The sequence below is a fragment of the Mycobacterium sp. MS1601 genome, assembly GCF_001984215.1.
Lineage (GTDB): Bacteria > Actinomycetota > Actinomycetes > Mycobacteriales > Mycobacteriaceae > Mycobacterium.
Window position 1 is genome coordinate 4380816 of the sequence record NZ_CP019420.1, and the last position, 25396, is coordinate 4406211.

The following is a 25396-nucleotide window of genomic DNA, read 5'->3' on the forward strand; positions in this document are numbered from 1 at the left end:
TCACCTCAAGTCAGCGTCGTCGGCCCGTATGGCCCATTGGGCGAAACGCTCCCCGGCCTCTCGTTGTTTCACGAAATTGCGAACAACTCGGTCGATGTAGTCGCCGAGCTCGTCGCTGGTGACCTTGTGCTGACGCAGTTTGCGGCCGAATCCGCTGTCCAGACCGAGGCTGCCGCCCAGGTGCACCTGGAAGCCCTCGACCTGGCCGCCGTCACCGTCGTCGACCATCTGGCCCTTGAAGCCGATGTCGGCGATCTGGATGCGCGCGCACGAGTTGGGGCAGCCGTTGATGTTCACGGTCACCGGCACGTCCAGCTGGGCGTTGATGTCCTCGAGCCGCTTCTCCAACTCCGGCACCAGCGTCTGGGACCGCTTGCGAGTCTCGGCGAAGCTCAACTTGCAGAACTCGATGCCGGTGCAGGCCATCAAATTACGTCGCCAGTTCGACGGATCCGACGGTAGGCCCAGCTCATCGAGACCGGCGCGCAACTCATCGATCTTGTCGTCGGGGACATCGAGCACGATCAGCTTCTGGTAGGGCGTGAACCGGACCCGGTTCGACCCCGCCGCTTCGGCCAGGTCGGCGACCTTGGTCAAGATGGTGCCGGACACGCGGCCCGCGATGGGGGCGACACCGACGGCGTTGAGCCCGTTCTTGAGCTTGGTGATGCCCACGTGGTCCATGGGTCGGGTCAACGGATCCGGAGCGGGGCCGTCGATCAGGGGCCGCTTCAGGTACTCGGTCTCGAGAACTTCACGGAACTTCTCAATACCCCAGTCCTTGATGAGGAACTTCAGCCGTGCCTTGGCCCGCAGTCGACGGTATCCGTAGTCACGGAAGACGCTGACCACGCCCTCCCACACGTCGGGCACCTCGTCCAGCGGCACCCACGCGCCCACGCGCTGACCGAGCATCGGGTTGGTGGACAGGCCGCCGCCGACCCACAGGTCGAAGCCCGGGCCGTGTTCGGGTGATGGACACCCACAAACGCGATGTCGTTGACCTCGTGCACCACATCCTGCAGGCCCGAGATGGCGCTCTTGAACTTGCGCGGCAGGTTGGAGTACTCGGGCTTGCCGATGTAGCGCTTGACGATCTCGTCGATGGCCGGCGTGCCGTCGAGCACCTCATCGGGGTGTTCGCCGGCCAGGGGCGAGCCCAGCACGATGCGGGGGCAGTCGCCGCAGGCTTCGGTGGTCTGCAGGCCGACCTCGTCGAGGCGGCGCCAGATCTCCGGCATGTTCTCGACCTGGATCCAGTGGTACTGGACGTTCTCGCGGTCGGATAGGTCGGCGGTGTCGCGACCGAAGTCGGTGGAGATGCCGCCGAGGGTGCGCAGTGCCTTGGTGGTCAGGGCGCCGCCGTCGCAGCGCACCCGCAGCATGAAGTACTTGGCTTCCAGCAGGTCGATGTTCTCGTCGCCGGTCCAGGTGCCGTCATAACCTTGCTCACGCTGGGTGTAGAGGCCCCACCAGCGGAACCGGCCGCGCAGGTCACCCTTGTCGATGCTGTCGAAGCCGCCCTTGGCGTAGATGTTCTCGATGCGGGCCCGCACGTTGAGCGGGTTGTCGTCCTTCTTGGACTGCTCGTTGGCGTTGAGTGGCTCGCGGTAGCCGAGCTTCCACTGGCCTTCGCCGCGGGGTCGCTTGGCAGGTCGTGCTTTGGGGGTGGTCATGTGATGTGCTCCTCGAGGGGAGCCGGCGTTCGGAGCGCGCTTCCACCGGGGGCTGATCCGGCGGCGCAGATCCGGCGGCCAGCTGATTAGGGGGCGGGCTGGGGCGAGATCAAGCGGTCAAGGAAGACAGCAACAGCTACAGACGCGCTTGAAATCGACATGCCGCCGCGACACGAGAGCTGGCGTACGTACGGCGATCACCCGGCCATTCTGCCACGCCGCCCCCATACCACCCAATCAGGCCAGATTTCGGCTCACCATGAGTGAAACGGGAGTCTGGGACACTGGACGGCAATGACCATGCTCTCCCCGCCGGCGACAGGCCCCGCCGCTGTACCGCCCCTGGTGATGTCGCCGGGTGGTGCGTTCGGCATCTACGTGCACGTGCCGTTCTGCGCGACGCGCTGTGGCTACTGCGATTTCAACACCTACACCCCTGGTGAGCTGGGTGGAGCTAACCCCGACGGCTGGTTGGCAGCAGTGCGACGCGAACTGGCGCTGGGGGCGGCGCTGCTGCCGTCGCCGGTGGTGAACACGGTGTTTGTCGGTGGTGGTACCCCGTCACTGCTGGGTGCCGCCGGTCTGGCCGGTGTGCTGGACGCCGTGCGCGACGCTTTTGTGCTGGCACCTGATGCCGAGGTCACCACCGAGGCCAATCCGGAATCCACGTCGCCGCGGTTCTTCGAAGAGATCCGGGGCGCCGGCTATACCCGGGTGTCGCTGGGCATGCAGTCGGCGGCGGCACATGTGCTGCGGGTGTTGGACCGCACCCATTCGCCGGGGCGGGCCGTGGCCGCCGCCGGTGAGGCGCAGGGCGCCGGGTTCGAGCACGTGAACCTCGATCTGATCTACGGCACGCCGGGGGAGACCGACGATGACCTGCGGCGCTCCGTCGACGCCGTCATCGGCGCGGGCGTCGACCATCTGTCGGCGTATGCCCTGGTGGTCGAGGACGGCACCGCTCTGGCGCGCCGGGTGCGGCGCGGGGAGATGCCGGCCGTCGACGACGACGTGCTGGCGTCGCGCTACGAACTGTTGGACTCGATGGTGCGGGCCGCCGGATTCGAGTGGTACGAGGTGTCCAACTGGAGTAAGCCCGGTGGGGAGTGTCGGCACAACCTCGGCTACTGGGGTGGGGGCCAGTGGTGGGGCGCCGGGCCCGGAGCGCACGGCTTCGTCGGCGACACCCGGTTCTGGAATGTCAAGCACCCCAATGCATATGCCGCACAGCTGGATTCGGGTGTGCTGCCGATCGCCGACTTCGAGGAGTTGTCGACAGAGGATCGGCACGTCGAGCACGTGCTGTTGAACATCCGGCTGCGGGACGGGTTGGCGCTCGATGTTCTGCGTCCCGCCGAGCGGGGGCGAGTCGATGCCGTGGTGGCCGAAGGGCTGGTGGTCGTCGAGGGTGATCGTCTGGTGCTGACCGACCGCGGCCGCCTGCTCGCCGACGGCATTGTCCGCTCCCTCCTCGAGTGATTTCGGCGTGATTCCGGTCGGTGAGCGACCGGAATCACGCCCAAATCCCAGGGATCACCGCTGGGCGGCGGGGCGGATGACGATCTCGTTGACGTCGACGTCCGCGGGGGTGCCGACGGCATAAGCCACGGCATCCGCGATGGCCTCGGGGGCGATGGCGTTGCGCCGGTACTCGACCATGTATTCGCGGGCCAGGTCGTCGCTGATGATGTCCGCCAGCTCGCTGGTGACCACCCCCGGAGAAACGGTGGTGACCCGCAGCCACGGTGGGGACTCCAGCCGCAGGCCCTCGGTGATGGCCCACGCCGCGTACTTCGTGCCGCAGTACACCGCCGCGGTGGGGGAGACCTGGTGCGCACCGACTGACGCGATGGTCACCACATGCCCGCGTTCCTGACGGCCGAACACCGGCAGCGCCGCTGCGATACCGTGCAACAACCCGCGCACATTGACGTCGATCATCTGGTCCCACTCGTCGACCAGCCCGGCATCCAGCCGCGACAACGGCATCACCCCGGCATTGGCCACCAGCACATCGAGGCGCCCGTGCCGGCCCACGATGCCGTCCACTGCGTTCTGCACGGCTTCGCGATCGGTGACGTCCAGTTCGACGGGTTCGATCCCGCTGACCTGCTCGGCCAGTGCCTGCAGCCGGTCGAGGCGGCGAGCCCCGGCAATCACCGTCGTCCCGTCCGTGGCCAGCTTGGTGGCGATGGCCCGGCCGATGCCGCTGCTGGCGCCGGTGACCAGTGCTATTGACTTCATGGTGTGTTCCTCTCGGGTGGCTTACGCGATCCACTGTCGAGCGGACGGAGCGCACGCACGAGGACGCAGTGTTCCTGGGTGCAGCAGACCCAGGTTGAGGCCATCGCCGCTGATTAACATCGCGCTCATGGCCAATGACCTCGGTGACTACCTGCGGGCGCGGCGTTCCGCGGTGACGCCCGCCGACGTCGAGCTGGCCAGCTATGGCCTGCGCCGCGTCCCGGGTCTGCGCCGCGAAGAGGTGGCGATGCTGTCCGGACTCAGCGTCGACTACTACACCCGTCTGGAGCAGGGACGTGAGAAACGGCCGTCGCCCGCGGTGGTGGACGCGCTGGCGCAGGCACTGCGCTTGCCCGAGGACGGTCGCGGGCACCTCTTCCGGCTGGCCGGTCTGAGTCCCCGGCAGGCCACCGCGGGCAGCAGCCGGGTCGATCCGGCGCTGCTGCAGCTGATGAGCATGTGGCCGCACAACCCGGCACTGGTCTACAACCGGGCCTACGACGTGTTGGCCGCCAACGCCATCGCCGACGCCATGTTCGGCGGCTGGACCCATTCCACGAATCTCATGCATGTGGTGTTCACCGAGCCCGGTGCCCGTAGCTTCTACGCCGACTGGCCCACCGTGGCTCGTGATTCGGTTGCCGGCTTCCGCCACGGCCACGGTCAGGCGCCGGGTGATCCCAGGATCCGCGCTGTGCTGGCCGAACTTCTCGAATCCAGTCCTGACTTCGCCGAGTTGTGGGCCCGCCACGACGCCAGGGGCAAGACCGCGCAGAGCAAGCGGTTCTGCCACCTGGAGGCGGGGGAGATGACGCTCACCATGCAGACCTTCGACGTGCGCTCGAGCCCCGGCCAGGAGCTGGTGGTCTACCACGCCGAACCGGGTTCACCCAGCGCCGATGCCTTGACGCTGTTGGGGACGCTGGCCGCCACGCACTCCGGGTAGCGGACCTGTGAGACCGCTGAATGTGCCAGTATTGGCCGCATGCACGCGTTCTTAGGCAAGCCTATCCAGACTGTTGCGGAGCGCCGGGGTTCTGTCTGAAGTGGCAAGTGAGGACGCCCCTGAGCTGATCGCCGTCGTCGGAATCGGATGCCGGCTCGCCGGTGACGTCACCACCGCGGCTGACTTCTGGCGCTTCGTGCTCGACGGCCGCAGTGCGGTGCGGGAGATCCCCGCCGAGCGGTGGGAACCATATGTGCGCCGCGATCCGCGTAACGCCGCGATCCTGAAAGAGACCACCCCCTGGGGGACCTTCCTCGACGATCTGCCCGGCTTCGATGCCGAGTTCTTCGGCGTCTCGCCACGCGAGGCCGAGCTGATGGACCCGCAGCAGCGGTTGGCGGTCGAAGTGTGTTGGGAGGCACTGGAACACGCGGGCATCCCACCCCGGTCGGTCGCGGGAACCGACACCGCCGTGCTGATGGGCGTCAACTCCGACGACTACGGCAAACTCATCATGGAAGACCTGCCGGGCATCGAAGCCTGGACCGGTATCGGCACGTCGTTGTGTGGTGTGGCCAACCGGGTCTCGCATCTGCTCGACCTGCGGGGTCCCAGTGTCGCGCTGGACGCCGCCTGCGCGGCGTCCCTGGTCGCGGTGCACCAGGCCTGCCAGTTGTTGCGGGACGGCGAGACGACACTGGCGCTGGCGGGCGGCGTCAGCGCGCTGATCGGCCCCGGGCTGACCCGGGTGCTGGATGTGGCCGGTGCCACCGCCCCTGACGGACGCTGCAAGTCGTTCGACGCCTCCGCAGACGGGTACGGCCGCGGGGAAGGCGCCGCGGTCGTGGTCCTCAAGCGGCTGGCCGATGCCCACCGTGACGGCGACCGGGTGCTCGCGGTGATCCGGGGCGGCGCGGTGGCCCAGGATGGCCGCACCGTCGGCATCATGTCCCCCAACGGCGACGCCCAGGCTGAGCTGTTCCGTCGGGCTTGTGCCGTCGCTCAGGTGCCACCGAGCACTGTCGACTTCATCGAAGCGCACGGAACCGGCACGCCGACAGGCGATCCCGTAGAGCTCGGTGCGCTGGCCGAGGTGTACGGGGCGGGGCGGGTGACTCCGTGTGCGGTCGGTTCGGTCAAGCCGAACACCGGCCATCTCGAAGGTGGTGCCGGTGTCGTTGGCCTCGTCAAGGCCACTCTGGCGCTGCACCATCGAGTCATACCGCCCACCGCGGGAATCCGGAAACTGACCCCGGCGCTCGACTGGCCCACCAGTGGGCTGCGGGTGCCCACCTCCGCGGAGTCCTGGACCGCGACCGGCGCCCGCCCGCGGCGTGCGGCGGTGTGCAGCTACGGCTACGGCGGCACCATCGCCCACGTCCTGCTCGAAGAGGCTCCAGCAGTGGCCATCGAGGCTGCTGACGCCGTTGCACCCGTGGTGGTTCCGCTGTCCGCCAAGTCGCCGACAAGGCTGGCTCGATATGCCGAGGTGCTGGCCGACGAGCTGGGTGAGGCACCACTGCAGCAGGTGGCCAACACCCTGTGGACGCGACGCTCGCATGAGCCGGTGCGGGCCGCGGTGGTCGCCGACAGCCGCGACGACGTGCTCGCCGGCTTGCGTGCCGTGGCGGCGGGGGAGCGTGACCCACGGGTGGTCACCGGAAGCGCCGTGCCCGGTGCAGGCGCGGTGTGGGTATTCTCCGGGCACGGATCACACTGGGCTGGAATGGGTTCCGAGCTGTTGGCCAGCGAGCCGCGGTTCGCCGAGGTGATCGACGCCGTCGAACCGGTGTTCGCCGCGGAGCTGGGATTCTCGCCGCGGGTGGCACTGGAGTCCGGCGAACTGGGTGGCACCGACCGAGTGCAGGCACTGACCTTCGCGATGCAGGTTGGTCTTGCCGCCGTACTGCGTGCTCGCGGCGTCGAACCTGCTGCGATCATCGGGCACTCGGTCGGCGAAGTGGCGGCCTGTGTGGAATCCGGTGTGCTCACGCTGGAACAGGGCGCGCACGTCGCCTGCTACCGGGCCCGCGGGTTCCGGGCGGTGCAGGGCCGGGGCGCGATGGCTCTGGTGGGCCTGCCTTTCGCCGACGCCGAGCAGAGGCTGGCCGGCCGCGACGACGTGGTGGCCGCCATCAGTTCGTCGCCGGTGTCCACTGTCGTCTCCGGGGATGCCGGCGCCGTGGAGGCGGTGGCCGCGGCTTGGGCCGCGCAGGGTGTGATGGTGCGTCGGGTGGCCACCGACGTGGCCTTCCACAGCCCGGCGATGGACGCGCTGACAGGCGAACTCGCCCGTCTCACCGGCGAATTGGCGCCACCGAAGCCTGCGGAGATCCCGTTGTACTCCACAGCACTGGCTGATCCCAGGTCGACGGCGCCGCGCGACCCGGACTACTGGGTGGCCAATTTGCGCGGCCGGGTCCGCTTCGCGGAGGCGGTGGCAGCCGCGGCCCACGACGGGCACCGGGTGTTCGTGGAGGTCTCCGCGCATCCGGTGGTGTCCCACTCGGTGGTGGAGACGATCAACCACTTGGGCATCAACGACCCCGTGGTGATCCCGGTGCTGCGCCGTGACCAGCCGCAGAGCCGGGCGGTCGCCACGGCGGTGGCCTCCCTGTACTGCCACGGTGTGGTGGCCGAGAAACGCAGCGGTGCTTGGGCATTCGATCTCCCGGGCACCCAGTGGCAGCACCGACGGTTCTGGCGCACCCCGACCCCGCCACCAGGTGGGCACGGTGTGCATGACGTCGACTCCCACACACTGCTCGGTGGGCGCATGGACGTCGCCGCCACTCAGACGGTGGTATGGCAGACCCGCCTCGACATGGACACCCGACCCTATCCGGGAGATCACCCGGTCCAGGGCACCGAGATCGTGCCCGCCGCGGTGCTTCTGAACACCTTCCTCACCGCCGCAGGCACCGACCTGGTGGATGTCCGGTTGCGCACACCGGTAGCCCCCGGCCGCAGCCGCGATGTCCAGGTGGTCAAGCAGGACGGCGCGCTCACCTTGTCGACACGGCTGATCGACGAGGAGGACGGCGGCTGGCTCACCCACTGCGCGGCGACCGCCGCCCGCGACACAGTGGAGAGCACACCGGTGACCCCGCACTGCCCCGAGCTTCTGCCGCCCGGCCATGTGGTGTCCACGTTGGCCGATCTGGGTGTGGCCGCCATGGGATTCGGCTGGGACATTCTGGACTTGCGCCGCGGCGACGGACAGTTGCTGGTCCGAGTCTGCGCCGAAGCCGACGGCTCGGTGCCCGCCAGTTGGGCGAGCTTGCTCGATGCGGCCACCTCAGCCGCCTCGACGGTGTTCGACGGCCCGCCGCGGTTGCGCATGCCCGCCCGCGTGGAGCGGGTCCGGGTGCAGGGCGCACCGCCGGCGGTCGGCATGATCCAGGTGATCCGCCGCGCGGGGACCACCACCACCGACGTGACCATCAGCGACACCGCCGGCGCCGTGCTGGCGCAGTTGCACGGCATGAGCTTCGAGGAACTGGAGAATCCAGGCGCGAACACCAAGATTCTGCACGACCTCGTGTGGTCACCGACGTCCTACGACGAGACCGCCCGCCCCGACGAGATACTGCTGGTCGGCGGTGACGCGGAAACCCTCGCCGTGGTGGTGCGTGACCTCGCGGCCGCCAACGTCGTTTACCGCGTATTCGCCGAATCCGCCGAGCTGCCCACCGATCTGGCCGAGGGCACCGTCGTGCTGGTGCTGCCGCACCCCGAGGGCACCGCGCAGTCCTCGGTGCAGCAGGTGCTGGCCACGCTCACCGCCACACACACCGGCAAGGCCCGGCTGTGGGTGCTCACCCAGCGGGTGCACGAGGGCGACAACGTGACTCATGCGCCGCTGTGGGGCTTGGCTCGGGTGGCCGCCGCCGAACATCCGCGGGTGTGGGGCGGGGTTCTCGATCTGGCCGATGCTCGAATTCCGCTGGGTGTCTTGACATCACTGGCCGGTCGGGGCGTCATCGTGGTGCGTGACGGGGTGGCGAGCACCGCCCGGCTGGAGTTCGCCGCCGCAGGCTCGGGGACACCTCTGTCGTGTTCGCCCGCAGGGACGTATCTGATCACCGGCGGCACCGGTGCTCTGGGGCTGTTGATGGCGCAGCGGCTGGCTGACCTGGGCGCCCGTCGCCTGGTGTTGCTCTCGCGGTCGGGTATTGCACCCCGATCGGACTGGGGCGCCTCCGATTCCGAGGCCGTCCGGGTGGTCGCCGCGCTGGAGGGCCGTGGTGTGTCGGTGGTGGTGGCCGCCGTCGATGTCGGTGCTCCCGACGCTGCCTGTCTGGTGCGTTCCGTGCTTGCAGACCTGCCGCCCGTGCGAGGCGTCATCCACGCCGCCGGCGTGGAAGCCGGTGCGTTGCTGGTGGACACCACCGCCGCGGATCTGACGGCGACCATGCGGCCCAAGGTCGACGGAGCCCTGACACTGCATCAGGTGTTCCCGCCCGGCGTGCTGGACTGGCTGGTGCTCTTCTCGTCGTGCGGATATCTACCCGGTTTCCCCGGGCAGGGTGCCTATGCCGGCGCCAATGCGTTCCTGGACACCTTCGCCCGGTACCGCCGCAACCTCGGCGACCGCACCACCAGCGTGGCGTGGACGGCGTGGCGTGGACTCGGCATGGGTTCGACGTCGGGTTTCATCGCCGCGCAACTGGAGGCGCTCGGGATGGACACCGTGGGCGCCGAGGACGCCGTGCGCGCACTCGATGCCGCCATGCGCGCCGACCGCGCACACCTGGTGGTGCTGCCGGTGCTGCCCGAAGCCGCGACGGTTCCCATGCTCGCGGCCGTAGCGCCTTCTGCGGCAACGGAGTCCGTCACCACTGATGTCGCCGGTCCCGGTGACGCGGACATCGCGCAGTGGGCGAAGGAGCAGGTGTTGGCGGCCGTGGCGGCTGAACTGGGTCTGCCCGCCGACGCGGTGGACCTCACCACGCCGCTGGTGGAGATCGGCGTCGACTCCATCATGACGGTCGCTGTCCGACGGTCGCTGGAGAAACAGACCGGGCTGTCGTTGCCGCCGACACTGCTGTGGGAGTATCCGACGGCGGCGGCGGTCACGGCCCGCATCACCGAACTGCTTACGCCGTGAATTTCTGCGCCAGGGCGGTGACTGCCATCGAGGTCACCGCCCTGGCGCAGAAATCCACGGCTTACGCCAGCAGCTGCTTGATCAACGCGGGCTTGTCCACCTTGCCCACCGCGGTCTTCGGCAGTGAAGGCAACGGCACCAGCACGTCCGGCCGTGAGTGCGAGGCGACGCCACGGGTGTCCAGGTAGGCATTCAGCTCGGCCAGTGTCACCGGCTTGCCACTGAAAACCACTGCTGCGCAGATCTTCTCACTGAGAAATTCATCCGGCAGGGGCACCGCCGCGGCAAACACGATCGACGGGTGGGTGTGCAGGTGGTCTTCGAGGTCGGTAGCCGACACCGTCTCACCGCCGCGGTGGATGACGTCCTTGATGCGGCCCACCACCTCCACGTACCCCGCGCGCGGACCGTCGGCGAAGATGCGCACCCGGTCCCCGGATCGGTAGAAACCGTCGGGTGTGAAGGACCGGGCATTGGCGTCGTCGGCCCGGTAGTAGCCGTTGAGGGTGTAGGGCCCGCGGACCAGCAGTTCGCCTTCGGCGCCCGGTGCCACCTCGACGCCGGACTCGTCCACCACCTTCATCTCGTCCATCGGCGTCATCGGCCTGCCCTGGGTGTGCAGCACCACGTCGCGTGGATCGCCCACGTACGTGAAATTCAGCATCCCCTCGGCCATTCCGAAGATCTGCGACAGTCCGGGAGTCAGGCCGTCGAGAATGTACTCGGCCTCCTGCGGCGACATCCGGGACCCGCCCACCTGCACCCAGCGCAGCGACGTCGGCAGCACAGGTTCCCAGTCGCAGGCCTGTGTCCATACTTTCGCCAGCGCGTTCACCAACCCGGTGACCGTCACCGTGTGCTTGTCGATCAGCGCGAAACACGCCTCCGGGCTGGGGTCGGTGGTGAACACCGTGGTGGCGCCGACGGTCATCGAGCCGAGGAGGCCCGGACAGGCCAGCGGGAAGTTGTGTCCGGCGGGCAGTACCACCAGATAGGTGTCCCGCTCGGTCATCTCGCAGGCCTGCGCGCAGGCACGGGCGTTGTAGACGTAGTCGTCGTGGGTACGGGCGATCAGTTTGGGCAGCCCGGTGGTGCCACCGGACACCAGCAGCAGCGCCGGATACGACGTGTCCACCGGCGAGCGTGCCGGGGCCGGTGGGCCCGCGTACTCGGTCAGGGCGGACCATGGCAGGAAGTCGCCGGCGGGTCCGTCGACGATGATGTGCCGCAGATCGGGGTGTTCGGCGGCCAGGTCGGCGGCCATGACGCGGTAGTCGAACCCGCCGAGCCGGTCCGGGATCACCGCGCCCACCGCACCGCTGACGGCGGCGAAGTGCGCCATTTCCGCCGAGCGATGGCCGGGCAGGCACATCACCGGCACCACCCCGGCGCGCAGCAGGCCGAACAGCGCCACGGCGAACTGGCAGGTGTTCGGCAACTGCAGCAGCATCCGGTCGCCGGGAACCACACCGCGGGCGGCCAGTCCGGCGGCGATCCGGTCGGCCACCTCGTCCAGTTCGGCGTAGGTGTAGCTGGACTGGGTGTCGACGATCGCCGTTCGCTGTGGCCACGTCTGGGCGCCGTCACGCAGGATGGAGTCCAGCGGGTCTCCGGTCCAGTAGCCGGCCGCCCGATACTGCTCGGCCCGCGCGCTGGGAAACGGTACGAAGCCCCTCAGCAGGTCAGCGTAATGGTCCAGTTCACCGGCCTGATGGCGATCGAATCCCGTGCTCATCGATGGGTTTGGCCCCTCTGGGTAGGAGTGTTCGGTCCTCCGAATATAAGGTAGCGTCGTCGAAGTTAGGGCAGCCTGATCTAATTCGGAGGTAACGAGAAGTGGGTGTTGCTGCGACAACTGCAGACACCGTGCGTGATGAGGTGGCCGAGCTTCTCGGAGTCAGCGCAGACACTCTCGACCCGCAAGCCGATCTGATCGCCTCCGGCCTGGATTCCATCCGCATGATGTCGCTGTCGGGCCGCTGGCGTAAGCAGGGTATCGACGTCGGTTTCGCGGCGCTGGCCGAACAGCCCACCGTGGCGGCGTGGATGGATCTGGTGCGCGACCGTACCTCGACCCCGCCCGCGGCCGACACATCCGAGGCGCCGACCGACGATCCGGACGAGCCCTTCCCGCTGGCTCCGATCCAGCACGCACTGTGGGTGGGACGCAACGCCGACCAGGAACTCGGTGGCGTCGCCGCCCACCTCTACGTCGAATTCGACGGCCGCGACGTCGATCCGGACCGGCTGCGGGCGGCGGCCAAAGCCCTGTCGGACCGTCATCCGATGCTGCGCGTCGAGATCCTGGCTGACGGCACCCAGCGGATCAGCGACCGAGCACTGGTTCCGAAGATCGCCGACCTGCGTCACCTCGACGTCGACGCCGCCGACGCGCAACTCGAGATCATCCGCGATCGCAAGAGCCACCAGATCCTCGACGGCGAAGTACTCGAACTCGCACTGACCCTGCTACCTGGTGGACGCACCCGCGTCCACGTCGACCTGGACATGCAGGCCGCTGACGCGGTGAGCTACCGCAACTTCATGGCCGATCTCGCTGTCCTCTACTCCGGGGCGCACCTGCCGCCGCTCGGGTACACCTACCGGCAGTACCGGGCGGCGTTCACCGCGGCCAACCCGCCGACTGACGAGGACCGGCAGTGGTGGGCCGAGCGTATCCCGGAGCTGCCCGAGCCGCCGGCGCCGCCGCTGGTGCCGCCGGCCGAGCGGGCCAACCCCCGCCGCAGCACCCGCCGTCACCACTTCTTCGATGCCGCGGCAAAGGAGTCACTGTTTGCTGCGGCGCAACGTCGTGGCATCACGCCGGCCATGGCCGTGGCCGCCTCCTACGCCGGAGTGCTGCGTCGCTGGTCGGTCCACTCACGGTTCATGCTCAATCTGCCGATGTTCGGTCGCGAGCCGTACCACCCCGATGTGGACAAACTGGTCGGCGACTTCACCACCTCGCTGATGCTCGACATCGATCTCGCCGACACCACCACGGCCGCCGAACGTGCCCAGGTGGTGCAGGACGCGCTGCACACCACCGCCGGGCACTCCACTTATTCGGGTCTTTCGGTGCTTCGTGATCTCACCCGCCACCGCGGTACTCAGGTGTTGGCGCCGTTCGTGTTCACCAGCGCGCTCGGTCTGGGCGACCTGTTCGCCGGCGATGTCACCGAGCAGTTCGGCACTCCGGTCTGGCACATCTCGCAGGGCCCCCAGGTGCTGCTGGACGCACAGATCACGCCGTTCGACGGCGGTCTGCTGCTGAACTGGGATGTCCGCGAGGATGCGTTCCGGCCCGGTGTCATCGACGCGATGTTCAGCTACCACCTCGCCGAGTTGAACCGCCTCGCCTGCGATGACGCCTCCTGGGACCGTGCCGATCCGCCTGCGGTACCCGCCGAGCAGCAGCGGGTGCGTGACGAGCACAACGGTGTGACGACTGCGCCCAGCGCGGATGCGTTGCACGACGGGTTCTTCCGAGCAGCGGCCGCGCATCCGGACGCACCCGCGGTGTACAGCAGCCTCGGGGACTTCAGCTACGGGCAGCTGCGCGAACAGGTGTTGGCCGTCACCGCGACGCTGCGGGCGCGCGGTGTTCGCCCCGGTGACGTGGTGGCGGTGATGGGCCCCAAGACCGCCGAGCAGATCCCGGCACTGTTGGGTATCAGCGCGGCGGGTGCGGCCTACCTGCCCATCGGTGTCGATCAGCCGGACGACCGTGCGCAGCGTATCTTGGAGACCGCAGGTGCGCATTCGATCCTGGTGTGCGGCAAGCACATCGATGCCTTGCCGGTGCCCGCCATCACCGTCGCGAACGCCATCCGGGCTGGGTGGGCATACATCGCCGACACCGAGCCTGCGCACGTGGATCCGGCACAGTTGGCCTATGTCCTGTTCACCTCGGGCTCCACCGGTGAACCCAAGGGTGTCGAAGTCAGCCATGACGCCGCGATGAACACCGTGGAATTCATCAACGCGCACTTCGAAATAGGCGCCGCAGACCGGATCCTGGCACTGTCCACGCTCGAGTGCGACCTCTCGGTCCTCGACGTCTTCGGCACCACGCGAGCCGGAGCGTCCATCGTGGTGGTGGACGAGGAAGACCGGCGTAACCCCGATGTCTGGGCTCGCCTGATCGACGAAAACCAGGTCAGTGTCCTGCATTTCATGCCGGGCTGGCTGGAAATGCTGGTCGAGGTGGTGGACGGCAGGCTGCCGTCGGTCCGGGTGGTGCCCACCGGCGGCGACTGGGTGCGTCCCGAACTCGTTCGTGCCCTGCGCAGTATCGCACCGGGCGTGCGGGTGGCCGGACTGGGCGGTGCGACGGAGACTGCGACGCACAACACCATCTGCGAACCCGGCGAGCTGCCCGAACAGTGGTCCGCCGTGCCGTTCGGCGTTCCGCTACCCAACAACGCCTGCCGTGTGGTGGCGGCCGACGGCACCGATTGCCCCGACTGGGTTCCCGGTGAGTTCTGGGTGGCCGGCCGAGGCGTGGCCGACGGCTACCGTGGCCGGCCGGATCTCACCGCGGAGCGGTTCGTCGAGTACGACGGCCGAATCTGGTATCGCACCGGTGATCTGGTCCGGTACCTCCCCGGCGGGATACTGGATTTCGTGGGCCGGGTGGACCACCGGGTCAAGGTCAGCGGCTACCGCATCGAACTCGGCGAGGTCGAGGGGTCCTTCAGCCGGATCGCCGGTGTCGACGGTGCGGTGGCTGCGGTGCTGCCGGTGCCCGGTGACCGCACCGGGCAGCAACAACTGGCCGCCGTGGTCCGGGTCAGCGACCCGGCGTTGACCCCGGCAAAACTGAGCACCGACCTGGCTGGTTACCTTCCGCCGCACATGGTTCCGAGCCGAATCGTCCTGGTGGATGCCATCCCGTTCACCGTCGGCGGCAAGATCGACCGCCGGGCGGTGGCCGCTGTACTGGCTGCGCAGCCCGCCGAGCAGGAGTCGGTGTTCCAGGCGCCCTCGACGACTTTGGAGCGGGCACTGACGCACCTCGTCTCGGAGATCCTGGGCCGCAGCGGGATCGGCACCGACGACGATTTCTTCTCCCTCGGCGGCGATTCTGTGCTCGCCACCCAGGCCGTGGCCCGCATTCGCGAGTGGCTGGACGCCCCGCACGTCGCGGTGTCCGACATCTTTGCCGCGCGCAATGTCGCCAAGCTTGCGGCACTGCTGGTCGACCACGAAGCTGACAGCCGACGGCTGGAGTCCGTTGCCGAGCTCTATCTCGAAGTCACACAGATGGACAACGCCGAGGTGCTGACGGCGCTGGACTCGACACCATGACCAGTCCCACCGGATTCGCGCCCTGGATCAAGCATTTCGCCGGTGCCGCCGCGTCGAACAGCGCGCCGGTGGTGGTGTTCCCGCACGCCGGCGGCGCCGCGGCGGCATATCGAAGCCTGGCGATCGCGTTGAGCGTGGCCGGCCCCGATACCTACATCGTGCAGTACCCGCAGCGTGCTGACCGGCTGACGCACCCGGCGTCACCCACCATCGAAGAGCTGGCCGCCGAATTGTTCGACGCGGGGGACTGGGCACAGGTGGCGCCGCTGCGGCTGTTCGGTCACTGTATGGGCGCCATCGTGGCCTTCGAGTTCGCCCGCATCGCTGAAACTCGCGGTGTGACAGTGCATCAACTGTGGGCCTCGGCGGGCCAGGCGCCCAGCACTGTCGCAGGTTCACCCAGGGTCCCCACCACGGACCGCGAATTACTGGCCGACATCGCCGACCTGGGCGGCACCGACCCGATGCTGCTCGAGGACGAGGATTTTGTAGACCTGCTGCTGCCGGCGGTGCGCGCCGACTACCAGGCGTTCAATCGGTATCACTGCGAGGTAGGTGTGCGTATCGGTGCGGACATCCATGTCATCGGCGGTGACGATGACCACCGCGTGCAGCCGGAGTGGTTGCGCCGCTGGGAACTGCACACCAGCGCTGTCTTCACCGAGACGGTGCTGGACGGCGGCCACTTCTACATCAACGAACATCTGGACCTGGTGGCAGAGTTGGTGAGTGCATGACGTCCGATGATCCCGTCGTGATCGTGGGCATGGCCGTTGAGGCCCCTGGCGGCGTCGACACCGCCGACAAGTACTGGACGCTGCTGTCGGAGCAGCGGGAAGCGCTGGGACCGTTTCCGACGGACCGTGGCTGGCCCATCCGCGAGATCATCGAAGGCTCGCAGCGTGACGGCTTCAAACGCATCCACGATCTTGGCGGATTCCTCGACACTGCAACGGAGTTCGACCCGGAGTTCTTCGGTATTTCACCCCGCGAGGCAGTCGCCATGGACCCCCAGCAGCGGGTGGCATTGCGCATCGGGTGGCGCGCCATCGAGAACGCGGGTATCAATCCCGACGACCTCGGCGGCCACGACGTGGGCTGCTACGTCGGCGCCTCCCTCACCGGGTTCGGCAATGATCTGGCCGAATTCACCGACCACACCGGCCATCTCATCACCGGCACCGCACTGGGCGTCATCTCCGGCCGTATCGCCTACACCCTGGACCTGGCAGGCCCGGCGCTCACCATCGACTCGTCCTGCGCTTCGGCACTGGTTGCGTTCAATGTCGCGGTGTCGGCGGTGCGCTCCGGCGACTGCAGCATGGCACTGGCCGGCGGCGTCTGTGTCATGGGATCACCAGGTTTCTTCGTCGAGTTCGCCAAGCAGCACGCCTTGTCCGACGACGGACGGTGCCGGCCCTACAGCGCCCACGCCACCGGCACCGTCTGGGCCGAAGGGGCGGCGATGTTCCTGCTGCAAAAGCGTTCCGGGGCACTGCGTGACGGCAGGACCATCCTCGCCGAGGTCCGCGCCAGCTGTGTGAACCAGGACGGACGCACCACGGGGCTCACCGCGCCCAGCGGTACGGCGCAGGCACGGCTGTTCCGACGCGCCATCGACATTTCGGGCGTGCACCTCGACGAGGTCGGCATGGTCGAGGGGCACGGCACCGGCACCTCCCTTGGCGATCGAACCGAACTCGGCTCGCTGGCCCGGACCTACGGAGCGGGAACCCCGAGGAGGGGACCGCTACTCGGGTCGGTCAAGTCGAACGTGGGGCATTCCCAGGCCGCCGCGGGCGCACTCGGACTGGCCAAGGTGCTGGTGTCGGCGCAGCGAGCCACCATCCCGCCCACGCTGCATGTCGACGAACCCAGCCGCGCCATCGAGTGGGAGTCCCAGGGTTTGCGTCTGGCGGACAAGCTCACCCCATGGCCCGCCGTCGACGGCCGACGGATTGCGGCGGTGTCCGCCTTCGGAATGAGCGGCACCAACGCGCACGCCATCGTGGCGGTGCCCGGATGAGCATGCCACGTCGGTTCCCGGACAACCGAGTCCCGGTGGTGCTGTCCGCGCATGCCGCCGCACTCCTGGCCACCGATGCTGCGGCGCTGCTGTCCTACCTGGCCGATCAGCCGGCCGTCGAGGTCAGTGCTGTCGCCGCACAGTTGGTGCGCACCAGGCGGATTCGCCGCTACCGCGCCGTGGTGCGTGCCGGGGACCGCGCCGAACTGATCAGCGGGCTCACCGCGGTGGTCGACGGCTTGGACCACCCACTGGTGGCCCGCTCGTCGGAAGGCGCGGCGCCCCGGCTGGCGTTCGTATTGCCCGGACAGGGCAACCAGTGGCCCGGCATGGGCGCTGACGGTTACACCCGACTGCCCGCCTACCGCGCCGAAGCCGACACGTTCGCGGCTGTGTTCCCCGCGTTGGGTGTCTCCTCACCACTGGGGTATCTACTCGGCGACGTCGACACCGAACACTTCTCGCAGATCGAGATCCAGGGTGCACAGTTCGTGCACGCTGTGTCGCTGGCCGCGGTGTGGCGGACCTGCGGGGTGCTGCCGGACCTGACCGTCGGACACAGTCTGGGTGAGGTGGCCGCCGCCTACCTGGCGGGCGCCATCACCGCCGAGGCGGCGGCAGCGGTGGTGACGGCCAGAGCCGGCGTGGTGACCGCGCTGTCCGGCCGCTACGGCATGGCGGTTCTGGGGATGTCCGTCGAAACCGCCCGCGATCTGATGTCCACCGCGTCAGGCTGGCTGGAGCTGTCGGTGGTCAACTCGGGGTCCTCGGTGGTGGTGTCAGGGGACCGCGACGCGGTGACCGAACTGGTGGCCCGAGCTGAGGCACAGGGCCGGTTCGCGCGGCGTATCGACGTCGACTTCCCGGCTCACACCAGTGCACTGGAACCACTGCGGTCCGACCTGCTGGCCCGATTGCCTGCCGTCGAGTTCACCGATGCCCCTATCCAGTTCATCGGATCTGCCACCGCCGACGTGGTGACCGCGGACGCGGAGTTCGCCGACTACTGGTACGCCAACCTGCGCAACACCGTGCGCTTCGATCTTGCTGCCCGCGCCGCGGTGCGCCGAGGTGCCACCGCCTTTGTCGAGCTATCGGCACACCCGGCATTGCAGTACGCCCTCGACGACGTTCTCGAGGACGCCCTACCGGAGGGGCCTGCGGTGCTGGTGGGCTCCGGTCGCCGCGACGAACCGCTGATCGAGACGCTGTCGGCGAACATCGCCGCCGCGGCCGTCACCGACCCGAACTTCCGGTGGGCCGATCAACTCGTCCTCTCCGGTGCCACCCTGCCTGGTTTCCCGAATGCACCCATGCACACCACTTCCTACTGGGCGGCCGCCACCCCGTTGCCGCCGGTGCCCACCGTCACTGTCGCCGCCGAGAAGTGGGTTCCCGTCATCCCGAAAGGAGCTGCACCGGAGTCGCTTCGGGTTGCCGTACTCGACCTCGGGAACACTGAGCTGGGTGCCGGTATCGCGGCCCACCCGAGGGTCGGCGCCGATGAGGCCGGCATTCTGGTGGTCATCGCTGCGTGCTCGTCCACCACGGACGCTCCCACCGCCGCGCGTGAGCTTGCGGCAAGCATCGAGGACGGACTTCTGGACTACGCCGACGCCCGGTATCGGAACATCTGGCTGCTGACCGTGGGCGCTGCGCAGACGTCGCCCGACGACCCGGCCCCGTCACCTGGCCAGGCGGCTATGGCGGCATTGCACCGAAGTGTGGGATTCGAGCTGCCCGACAACAACTTTCATCATCTCGATCTGCCAATGGGCTTCGACGACCACAACCGCATCGTCGAGTTGCTGCTGACCGGACACGGTGACATGGCGCTTCGGGTGCGTGACGGCGAGGTGGTGACACTGCGGCGTGAACTCGACGACAACCCGCCGCAGGCACCCGGCATCGACACCGCAGCGCTGGACAGCGTGGTGATCACCGGCGGATCCGGCTCGATCGCCTTGCAATTCGCCCGCCATCTGGTGGCGCGCGGCGCGCGCCGCATCGTGTTGTTGAGCAGGCGGGGCACTGACGCGGCCGCGGTCCGCGAGTTCATCCGGACCATCCCGCCCGGAGTGGACGTCCATGCCCCGTCCTGCGACATCACCGACCGCGAGGCCGTCGCGGCCGCTGCCGCCGAGCACGCCGGGCACGGAGCATCGTTGGTGATCCACGCGGCGGGCACCGCCACCTTCGCCACCCGTGATCAGCTGCACGGCGCCGACTTCGAAGCGATGACGGCCGCCAAGTTGGTCGGGTTGGCGCACGTGGCCGACCTCTGGCCGCTGCGGGCGGATGCGCGGATGCTGTTGTGCTCCTCGGTGATCGGCGTCTGGGGTGGTAAAGGTGTCGCCGGGTATGCCGCAGCCAACCGGATGCTGGATGCGATGGCAGCCCAGTTGCGGCACCAGGGCCGGCGTTGTGTGTCTGTGCGCTGGGGTCTGTGGCAGGGCAGCGACATCATCGACGCCTCCGAGATCGGCAGAGTCGAGCGGGCAGGTCTGCGGCAGATGGCGCCCGCACCCGCCATCGACGCCGGTCTGCGCGACCACGCGAGCGATCCGCTGGTGCTCAGCGCCGATCCGGACCGGCTGCGCGCGTTCTTCGGCAGCCAGGAGGCCACGGCGGACACACCCGCTGCCGAGGCGGCCGGATCAGCCGACTCGGTACGCGCTGAGCTGATCACCGTCCTCGACATCACCGACCGTCCGCTGGACCCGGCGGCGACACTGTTCGACCTCGGCATGGATTCGCTGCTGGCACTCGACCTGCGCAAGCGGATCAAACGGGTGACCGGCCGCACCATTCCATTGGCGACCTTGCTGGGCGGCATCACCGTCCGCGAGCTGATCGCCACCTTTGACGAAAGTGAACTCTCCAGTGACTGACACCCACGCTCCCACCGATGCGCAGCGGCTGGAGCTGCTGCAGCGCTTGCTCGCCGAGCGCGGACTGCGGGCCCAGTCGGAGAACACCGGGCCCGCCGCTGCGGTTGACGTGTTGTCCGAGGGGCAGCTGCGGATGTGGTTCGTGCACGCCTCCGATCCCAGTGGTGCACTGCTGAACGTCTGCCTGTCCTACCGCATCACCGGCGACGTCGACGTCGCTCGCCTGCACGATGCGGTGAATGCGGTCGCGTTGCGGCACAGCATCTTGCGTACCACCTACACCGCTGACGAGCTGGGTGTCCCGTACCCGTCGGTGCGGCCTGCTCTGCAGCCGGGCTGGGCCGAGCACGACCTGTCGCAGCTGTCCGAGCATTCGAGGAAGCTACGACTGGAGGTGCTGGCCCAGCGAGAGTTCGCCGCGCCCTTCGATCTCACCACCGATTCCCCGCTGCGGATCACCGTCGCGCGGACCGGTGCCGATGAACTGGTGATGCTGCTGGTGGCCCACCACATCGCGTGGGACGACGGGTCCTGGGAGGTGTTCTTCACCGACCTGACCAAGGCCTACTCCGGACAGGAGCTGGGGCCAGAGCCTCCTCGGGTGATGCGCGACGACTCCGCGGCCGCCGAGGCGGACGCCCGGTACTGGCGTGAGGTCATGGCGGATCTCCCTGAGCCGCTGGAGCTTCCAGGACCCACCGGATCGGCGGTACCGACCAGCTGGCGGTCCGCGCGCAGCGCCGTCCGGCTCACCGGTGACACTGCGCGACGGGTGGCTGACCTGGCGCGGGACAACGGCACCACTCCCTACGTCGTGCTGTTGTCCGTGTTCGGCACCCTGATGCACCGCTACACCCACGCCGACGACTTCCTCACCGTCACCCCGGTGCTCAACCGCGATGCCGCCACCGATGGCGTCATCGGGTACTACGGCAACACGGTCGCCATGAGACTGCGTCCGCGTGCCGACATCACCTTCCGCCAATTGCTCTCCGCGACCAGCGAGACCGCGCTGGGAGCGTTCGCTCATCAGCGTGTCGGTCTCGACAGGATGGTGCGCGAACTCAACCCCGACCGCCGCCACGGCGCCGAGCGCATGACGCGGGTCAGTTTCGGTTTCCGCGGCCCGGATCGCTTCGGCTTCACACCGCCCGGTGTGCGTTGCGAACGTGCCGAGTTGCGCGGCAACCTCACCCAGCTGCCGCTGGGGCTGATGGTCGAATTCGACGACGCCGGCATCATGGTCGAGATCGAGCACCTCATCGAGATCATCGACTCCGCACTGGCTCGCCAACTGCTCGACCACTTCGCCATTCTGCTGGAAGCCGTTCTGGCGCAACCGGACAGTGTTCTGTCACGGCTGCAGTACATGGCACCCGACGAGGTGGCCTGGCTGCGTGATGCGACTCACGGTGAGCAGTTCTCCACCGCCCCGAAGACGCTGGCGGACCTGGTGGAGGAGCAGGTTGCCCGCACCCCCGACACCGTGGCCGTGGTCTACGAGGGCCGCCACTACACCTACCGCGAACTGAACGCGTCCGCCAACCAGGTGGCGCACTGGCTGATCGCCCAAGGTGTCGGCGCCGAGGACCGGGTGGCGGTGCTCCTGGACAAGTCCCCGGAACTCGTCATCACGGCGTTGGGGGTGGCGAAGGCCGGTGGTGTGTACCTGCCGATCGATCCCACCTACCCCGAGGACCGACTGGCCTTCATCCTCGGCGATTGTGACGCCAAACTGGTTTTACGGGAATCACTCTCAGGCTTGCAGGGGTACCGCACCGACAATCCCACCGACACCGATCGGGTGCGGCCGGTGGGGCCGGACAACACCGCTTACCTGATCTACACCTCGGGTTCCACCGGCCTGCCCAAGGGTGTGCCGGTGCCGCACCGCCCTGTCGCGGAGTACTTCGTCTGGTTCAAGGGGGAGTACCGCACCGACGAGAACGACCGCCTGCTGCAGGTGGCCTCGCCCAGCTTCGACGTGTCGATCGCCGAGGTCTTCGGCACACTGTCCATGGGCTCGCGCCTGGTGATCCACAAGCCGGACGGCCTGCGCGACATCGGCTACCTGACCGACCTGTTGCGCAACGAGGGCATTACCGCCATGCACTTCGTGCCGTCGCTGCTCGGGCTGTTCCTGTCGCTGCCCGGTGTCAACGAATGGCGCACTCTGCAGCGGGTACCCATCGGCGGGGAACCGCTGCCCGGTGAGGTCGCCGACAAGTTCCACGCCACCTTCGATGCGTTGCTGCACAACTTCTACGGGCCCACCGAGACCGTCATCAACGCCAGCCGATTCAAGGTCGAGGGTAAGCAGGGCACCCGCATCGTGCCGATCGGCAAGCCCAAGATCAACACCGCTCTGCACATCCTCGACGACGCGCTGCAACCGGTGCCGGTCGGGGTGATCGGCGAGATCTACATCGGCGGAACCCATGTGGCGCACGGCTATCACCGCAGACCCGGCCTGACCGCGGAGCGCTTCGTCGCCGACCCCTTCACCCCGGGTGCGCGACTCTACCGGTCGGGTGACCTGGCGCGGCGCAATGCCGACGGAGACATCGAGTTCGTCGGGCGCGCCGACGAACAGGTGAAGATCCGCGGTTTCCGCATCGAACTGGGTGACGTTGCCGCCGCCATCTCGGTGGAGCCCACCGTGGGTCAGGCTGTGGTGGTGGTCAGCGACCTGCCGCAGTTGGGTCGCAGCCTCGTCGGCTACCTCACCCCGATCAGCGGGCAGAGCGTGGAATCGGTTGACGTGGACCGTATCCGGGCGAGGGTCGCGGCAGCGCTGCCGGAGTACATGGTTCCCGCCGGTTACGTGGTGCTCGACGAGATCCCGATCACCGCACACGGCAAGATCGACCGGCGGGCCCTGCCCGAGCCCGAGATCAGCGCGGTTACCGAGTTCCGCGAGCCCGGCACCGAGACCGAGCAACGGCTGGCTCAGGTGTTCTCGGAACTGCTCGGACGCGACCGGGTAGGTGCCGACGACTCGTTCTTCGACCTCGGCGGGCACTCACTGTTGGCCACCAAGCTGGTGGCCACCATCCGCGCGCAGTTCGCCGTCGAAGTCGGCGTCCGCGAGATTTTCGAACTCGCCACCATTTCCGCGCTCGCCGAGTACATTGATGCTGCCGCCGCGGGCAATGGCGCCCCCGGTAGGCCCAGACTTCTCGCCACCCCCCACGATGCGCCGGCCCCGCTGTCGGCATCGCAGCTGCGCAGCTGGTTCGGCTACCAGGTCGACGGCCCCAGCCCGGTGGGCAACATCCCGTTCGCCGCCGAACTGCGCGGCCCGGTGGACACTGATGCCCTCGCGCAGGCGATCAACGACGTGGTGAACCGACACGAAATCCTGCGCACCAGCTATCGCGAGATCGACGGCGTCCCCTATCAGGTGATCAGCCCACACGCCGAGATCGAGGTGCGCCGCGGCAGCGGCGACGCGGACTGGCTGGCCGCCGAACTGGAGCGTGAACGCAAACACGTCTTCCACCTCGAACACGATCTGCCGATCCGCGCCGCGGTGCTCGCCGCCCCGGACCGACACGTGCTGTCACTGGTGATGCACCACATTGCCGGTGATCACTGGTCGGGCACGGTGTTGTTCACCGACCTGCTGACGGCCTACCGCGCTCACCGCGCCGGCGAGCAGCCGGCCTGGGCGCCACTGCCGGTGCAGTACGCCGACTTCGGGGCGTGGCAGGGCGAGCTGTTCAGTGACCAGACCGCAATCGTGGGGCCGCAGCGCGAGTACTGGACCCGCACCCTGGCCGGGCTGGCCGAGGAAACCGGGCTGCCGCTGGACTTCCCACGGCCGGCGGTGCCGTCCGGTGCCGGTGATTCCGTCGAGATCAACGTCGGCGCGGACACCCGCGACAAGCTCGCGGTGCTGTGTCGCGACCTCGGTGTCACCGAGTTCATGGTGCTGCAGGCCGCCGTAGCCGTGGTGCTGCACAAGGCGGGTGGCGGGCCGGACATCGGGCTCGGCACCCCGGTGGCCGGACGCACCGAGCCCGAACTGGACCAGCTCATCGGGTTTTTCGTGAACTTCGTCGTGCTGCGCAACGACCTGACCGGCAATCCCACCGTGCGAGAGATCCTGACCCGGGCCCGTGAGATGGCCTTGGCTGCCTACGCCAATCAGGACCTGCCGTTCGACCAGGTGGTCGACGCCATGAGCCCGCCACGCTCACTGTCACGCAACCCTGTCTTCCAGGTTGTCGTGCACGTGCGTGAGCAGCTGCCGGCCAACCGCGTCATCGACACCGGGCCCGAGGGCGACACGACGTTCACCGCACTGGAGCCGCCGTTCGACCTCACTCAGGCCGACCTGTCGCTGAACTTCTACGCCACGCCGGGTTCCACCGCCGAGGGCTACCGCGGTCACATCATCTTCCGCCCCGAGCTGTACCGCCGTGAGACGGTCGAACGACTGTCGGCGTGGCTCGATCGGGTGCTGACGTGGTTCGCCGAACAGCCGGACTCCCGGCTGGCCGATATCGAGATCATCGACGCCGACGAGAAGCGTTGTGTCCTGGAGGACTTCAGCCAGGGCTCGGCGTACATCCTCGACGACTGCCTGCATCCGGTGCCGGTCGGGGTGGTCGGCGACGTGTATCTCGGCGGGGGACCGCTGAGTTCGGCATCGTGGCTCAGCGCGTCCGGCAGCGCGGGAGCTCTGGTTCCCCACCCCTTCACCCCGGGTGCTCAGCTCTATCGCAGCGGTGAGCGGGGCCGGTGGACATCCACCGGACAGCTGGAGTTCGTCGACCACGTAGCACCCGCCGCCCCCGCGGTGGTCGCTGCGGCGGTGCCCGCGGAACCGCCTGCCACCGACACCGAGCGGGCGCTGGCCGACTTGCTGACAAGCTTGCTGGAACTCGACGGCATGAGCAGACACGACGACTTCTTCAGCCTGGGCGGCGACAGCATCCTGGCCGTCCAGATGGCCTCCCGTGCCAGGGAATCCGGGATGATCCTGACTGCTCGGATGATCTTCGAACAGCCGGTGCTGATGGATCTGGCGCAGGCGGTGGAACAGGCCGCCACGGAAGAACCTGAAGACGTCCACCACGCCCCGATGACAGCCTCTGGCCTGTCGACCGACGAGCTCGCCGAGCTCACGGCCTCCTGGGCGGGTGCCGGCACCGACGGGCAACCGTGACCGAGAAACCCGCCATCGAG

Annotated in this window: 11 protein-coding genes and 1 pseudogene; 8 read left to right on the plus strand and 4 right to left on the minus strand. The window is 68.3% G+C overall.

From position 1 onward, the window contains the following. Positions 1 to 1676: pseudogene (locus BVC93_RS21260) on the minus strand (nitrite/sulfite reductase). 117 nt (positions 1677 to 1793) lie between these two features. After that, on the minus strand, positions 1794 to 1904 hold the full coding sequence (locus BVC93_RS34790; RefSeq protein WP_442928968.1) for an Ms4527A family Cys-rich leader peptide: 111 nt from the start codon (positions 1902 to 1904) through the stop codon (positions 1794 to 1796). Positions 1905 to 1976: 72 nt separating this feature from the next. Here BVC93_RS34790 and hemW point away from each other — a divergent pair, with 72 nt between their 5' ends. Continuing rightward, positions 1977 to 3155: a radical SAM family heme chaperone HemW gene (gene hemW / locus BVC93_RS21265; RefSeq protein ID WP_083741209.1), complete on the plus strand. Its 1179-nt coding sequence runs from the start codon at positions 1977 to 1979 to the stop codon at positions 3153 to 3155. A gap of 54 nt (positions 3156 to 3209) precedes the next feature. Here hemW and BVC93_RS21270 read toward each other — a convergent pair whose 3' ends face one another. Next, positions 3210 to 3920 (minus strand): SDR family oxidoreductase, encoded by a 711-nt coding sequence (locus BVC93_RS21270; RefSeq protein ID WP_083739204.1) that lies wholly within the window; start codon positions 3918 to 3920, stop codon positions 3210 to 3212. A gap of 127 nt (positions 3921 to 4047) precedes the next feature. Between BVC93_RS21270 and BVC93_RS21275 the strand changes: the two genes are divergently transcribed. Next, entirely contained in the window at positions 4048 to 4866 is an 819-nt protein-coding gene (locus BVC93_RS21275; RefSeq protein WP_083739205.1) for a helix-turn-helix transcriptional regulator, read from the plus strand. Positions 4867 to 4966: 100 nt separating this feature from the next. Beyond that, positions 4967 to 9976 carry a type I polyketide synthase gene (locus tag BVC93_RS21280; protein WP_083739206.1) on the plus strand — a complete coding sequence of 1670 codons (5010 nt, stop codon included), beginning with the start codon at positions 4967 to 4969 and terminating at the stop codon, positions 9974 to 9976. 61 nt (positions 9977 to 10037) lie between these two features. On the opposite strand, the gene BVC93_RS21285 is transcribed toward BVC93_RS21280, so the two are convergent. Continuing rightward, the gene (locus BVC93_RS21285) at positions 10038 to 11711 is read right to left on the minus strand and encodes a (2,3-dihydroxybenzoyl)adenylate synthase (protein ID WP_083739207.1); all 1674 of its coding nucleotides are present in this window, start codon (positions 11709 to 11711) and stop codon (positions 10038 to 10040) included. Between the two features lie 101 nt (positions 11712 to 11812). On the opposite strand from BVC93_RS21285, the gene BVC93_RS21290 reads away from it, so the two are divergent. From BVC93_RS21290 to BVC93_RS21310, 5 genes are read left to right on the plus strand one after another with little or no spacing between them, the layout of a single operon-like run. Further along, positions 11813 to 15286, plus strand: a complete 3474-nt coding sequence (locus BVC93_RS21290) for a non-ribosomal peptide synthetase (RefSeq protein WP_083739208.1) — start codon at positions 11813 to 11815, stop codon at positions 15284 to 15286. Beyond that, entirely contained in the window at positions 15283 to 16023 is a 741-nt protein-coding gene (locus BVC93_RS21295; protein ID WP_083739209.1) for a thioesterase II family protein, read from the plus strand. The genes BVC93_RS21290 and BVC93_RS21295 overlap by 4 nt, the downstream gene beginning before the upstream one ends. Next, positions 16020 to 17312, plus strand: coding sequence for a beta-ketoacyl [acyl carrier protein] synthase domain-containing protein (locus BVC93_RS21300; protein ID WP_083739210.1), 1293 nt, complete (start codon positions 16020 to 16022; stop codon positions 17310 to 17312). Before BVC93_RS21295 ends, BVC93_RS21300 begins: the two co-directional genes overlap by 4 nt. Next, complete coding sequence (gene mbtD / locus BVC93_RS21305; RefSeq protein WP_083739211.1) at positions 17309 to 20203, plus strand: mycobactin polyketide synthase MbtD; 2895 nt, start codon at positions 17309 to 17311, stop codon at positions 20201 to 20203. The genes BVC93_RS21300 and mbtD overlap by 4 nt, the downstream gene beginning before the upstream one ends. Next, positions 20196 to 25376, plus strand: coding sequence for a non-ribosomal peptide synthetase (locus tag BVC93_RS21310; protein ID WP_083739212.1), 5181 nt, complete (start codon positions 20196 to 20198; stop codon positions 25374 to 25376). The genes mbtD and BVC93_RS21310 overlap by 8 nt, the downstream gene beginning before the upstream one ends. The last annotated feature ends 20 nt before the right edge of the window (positions 25377 to 25396 follow it).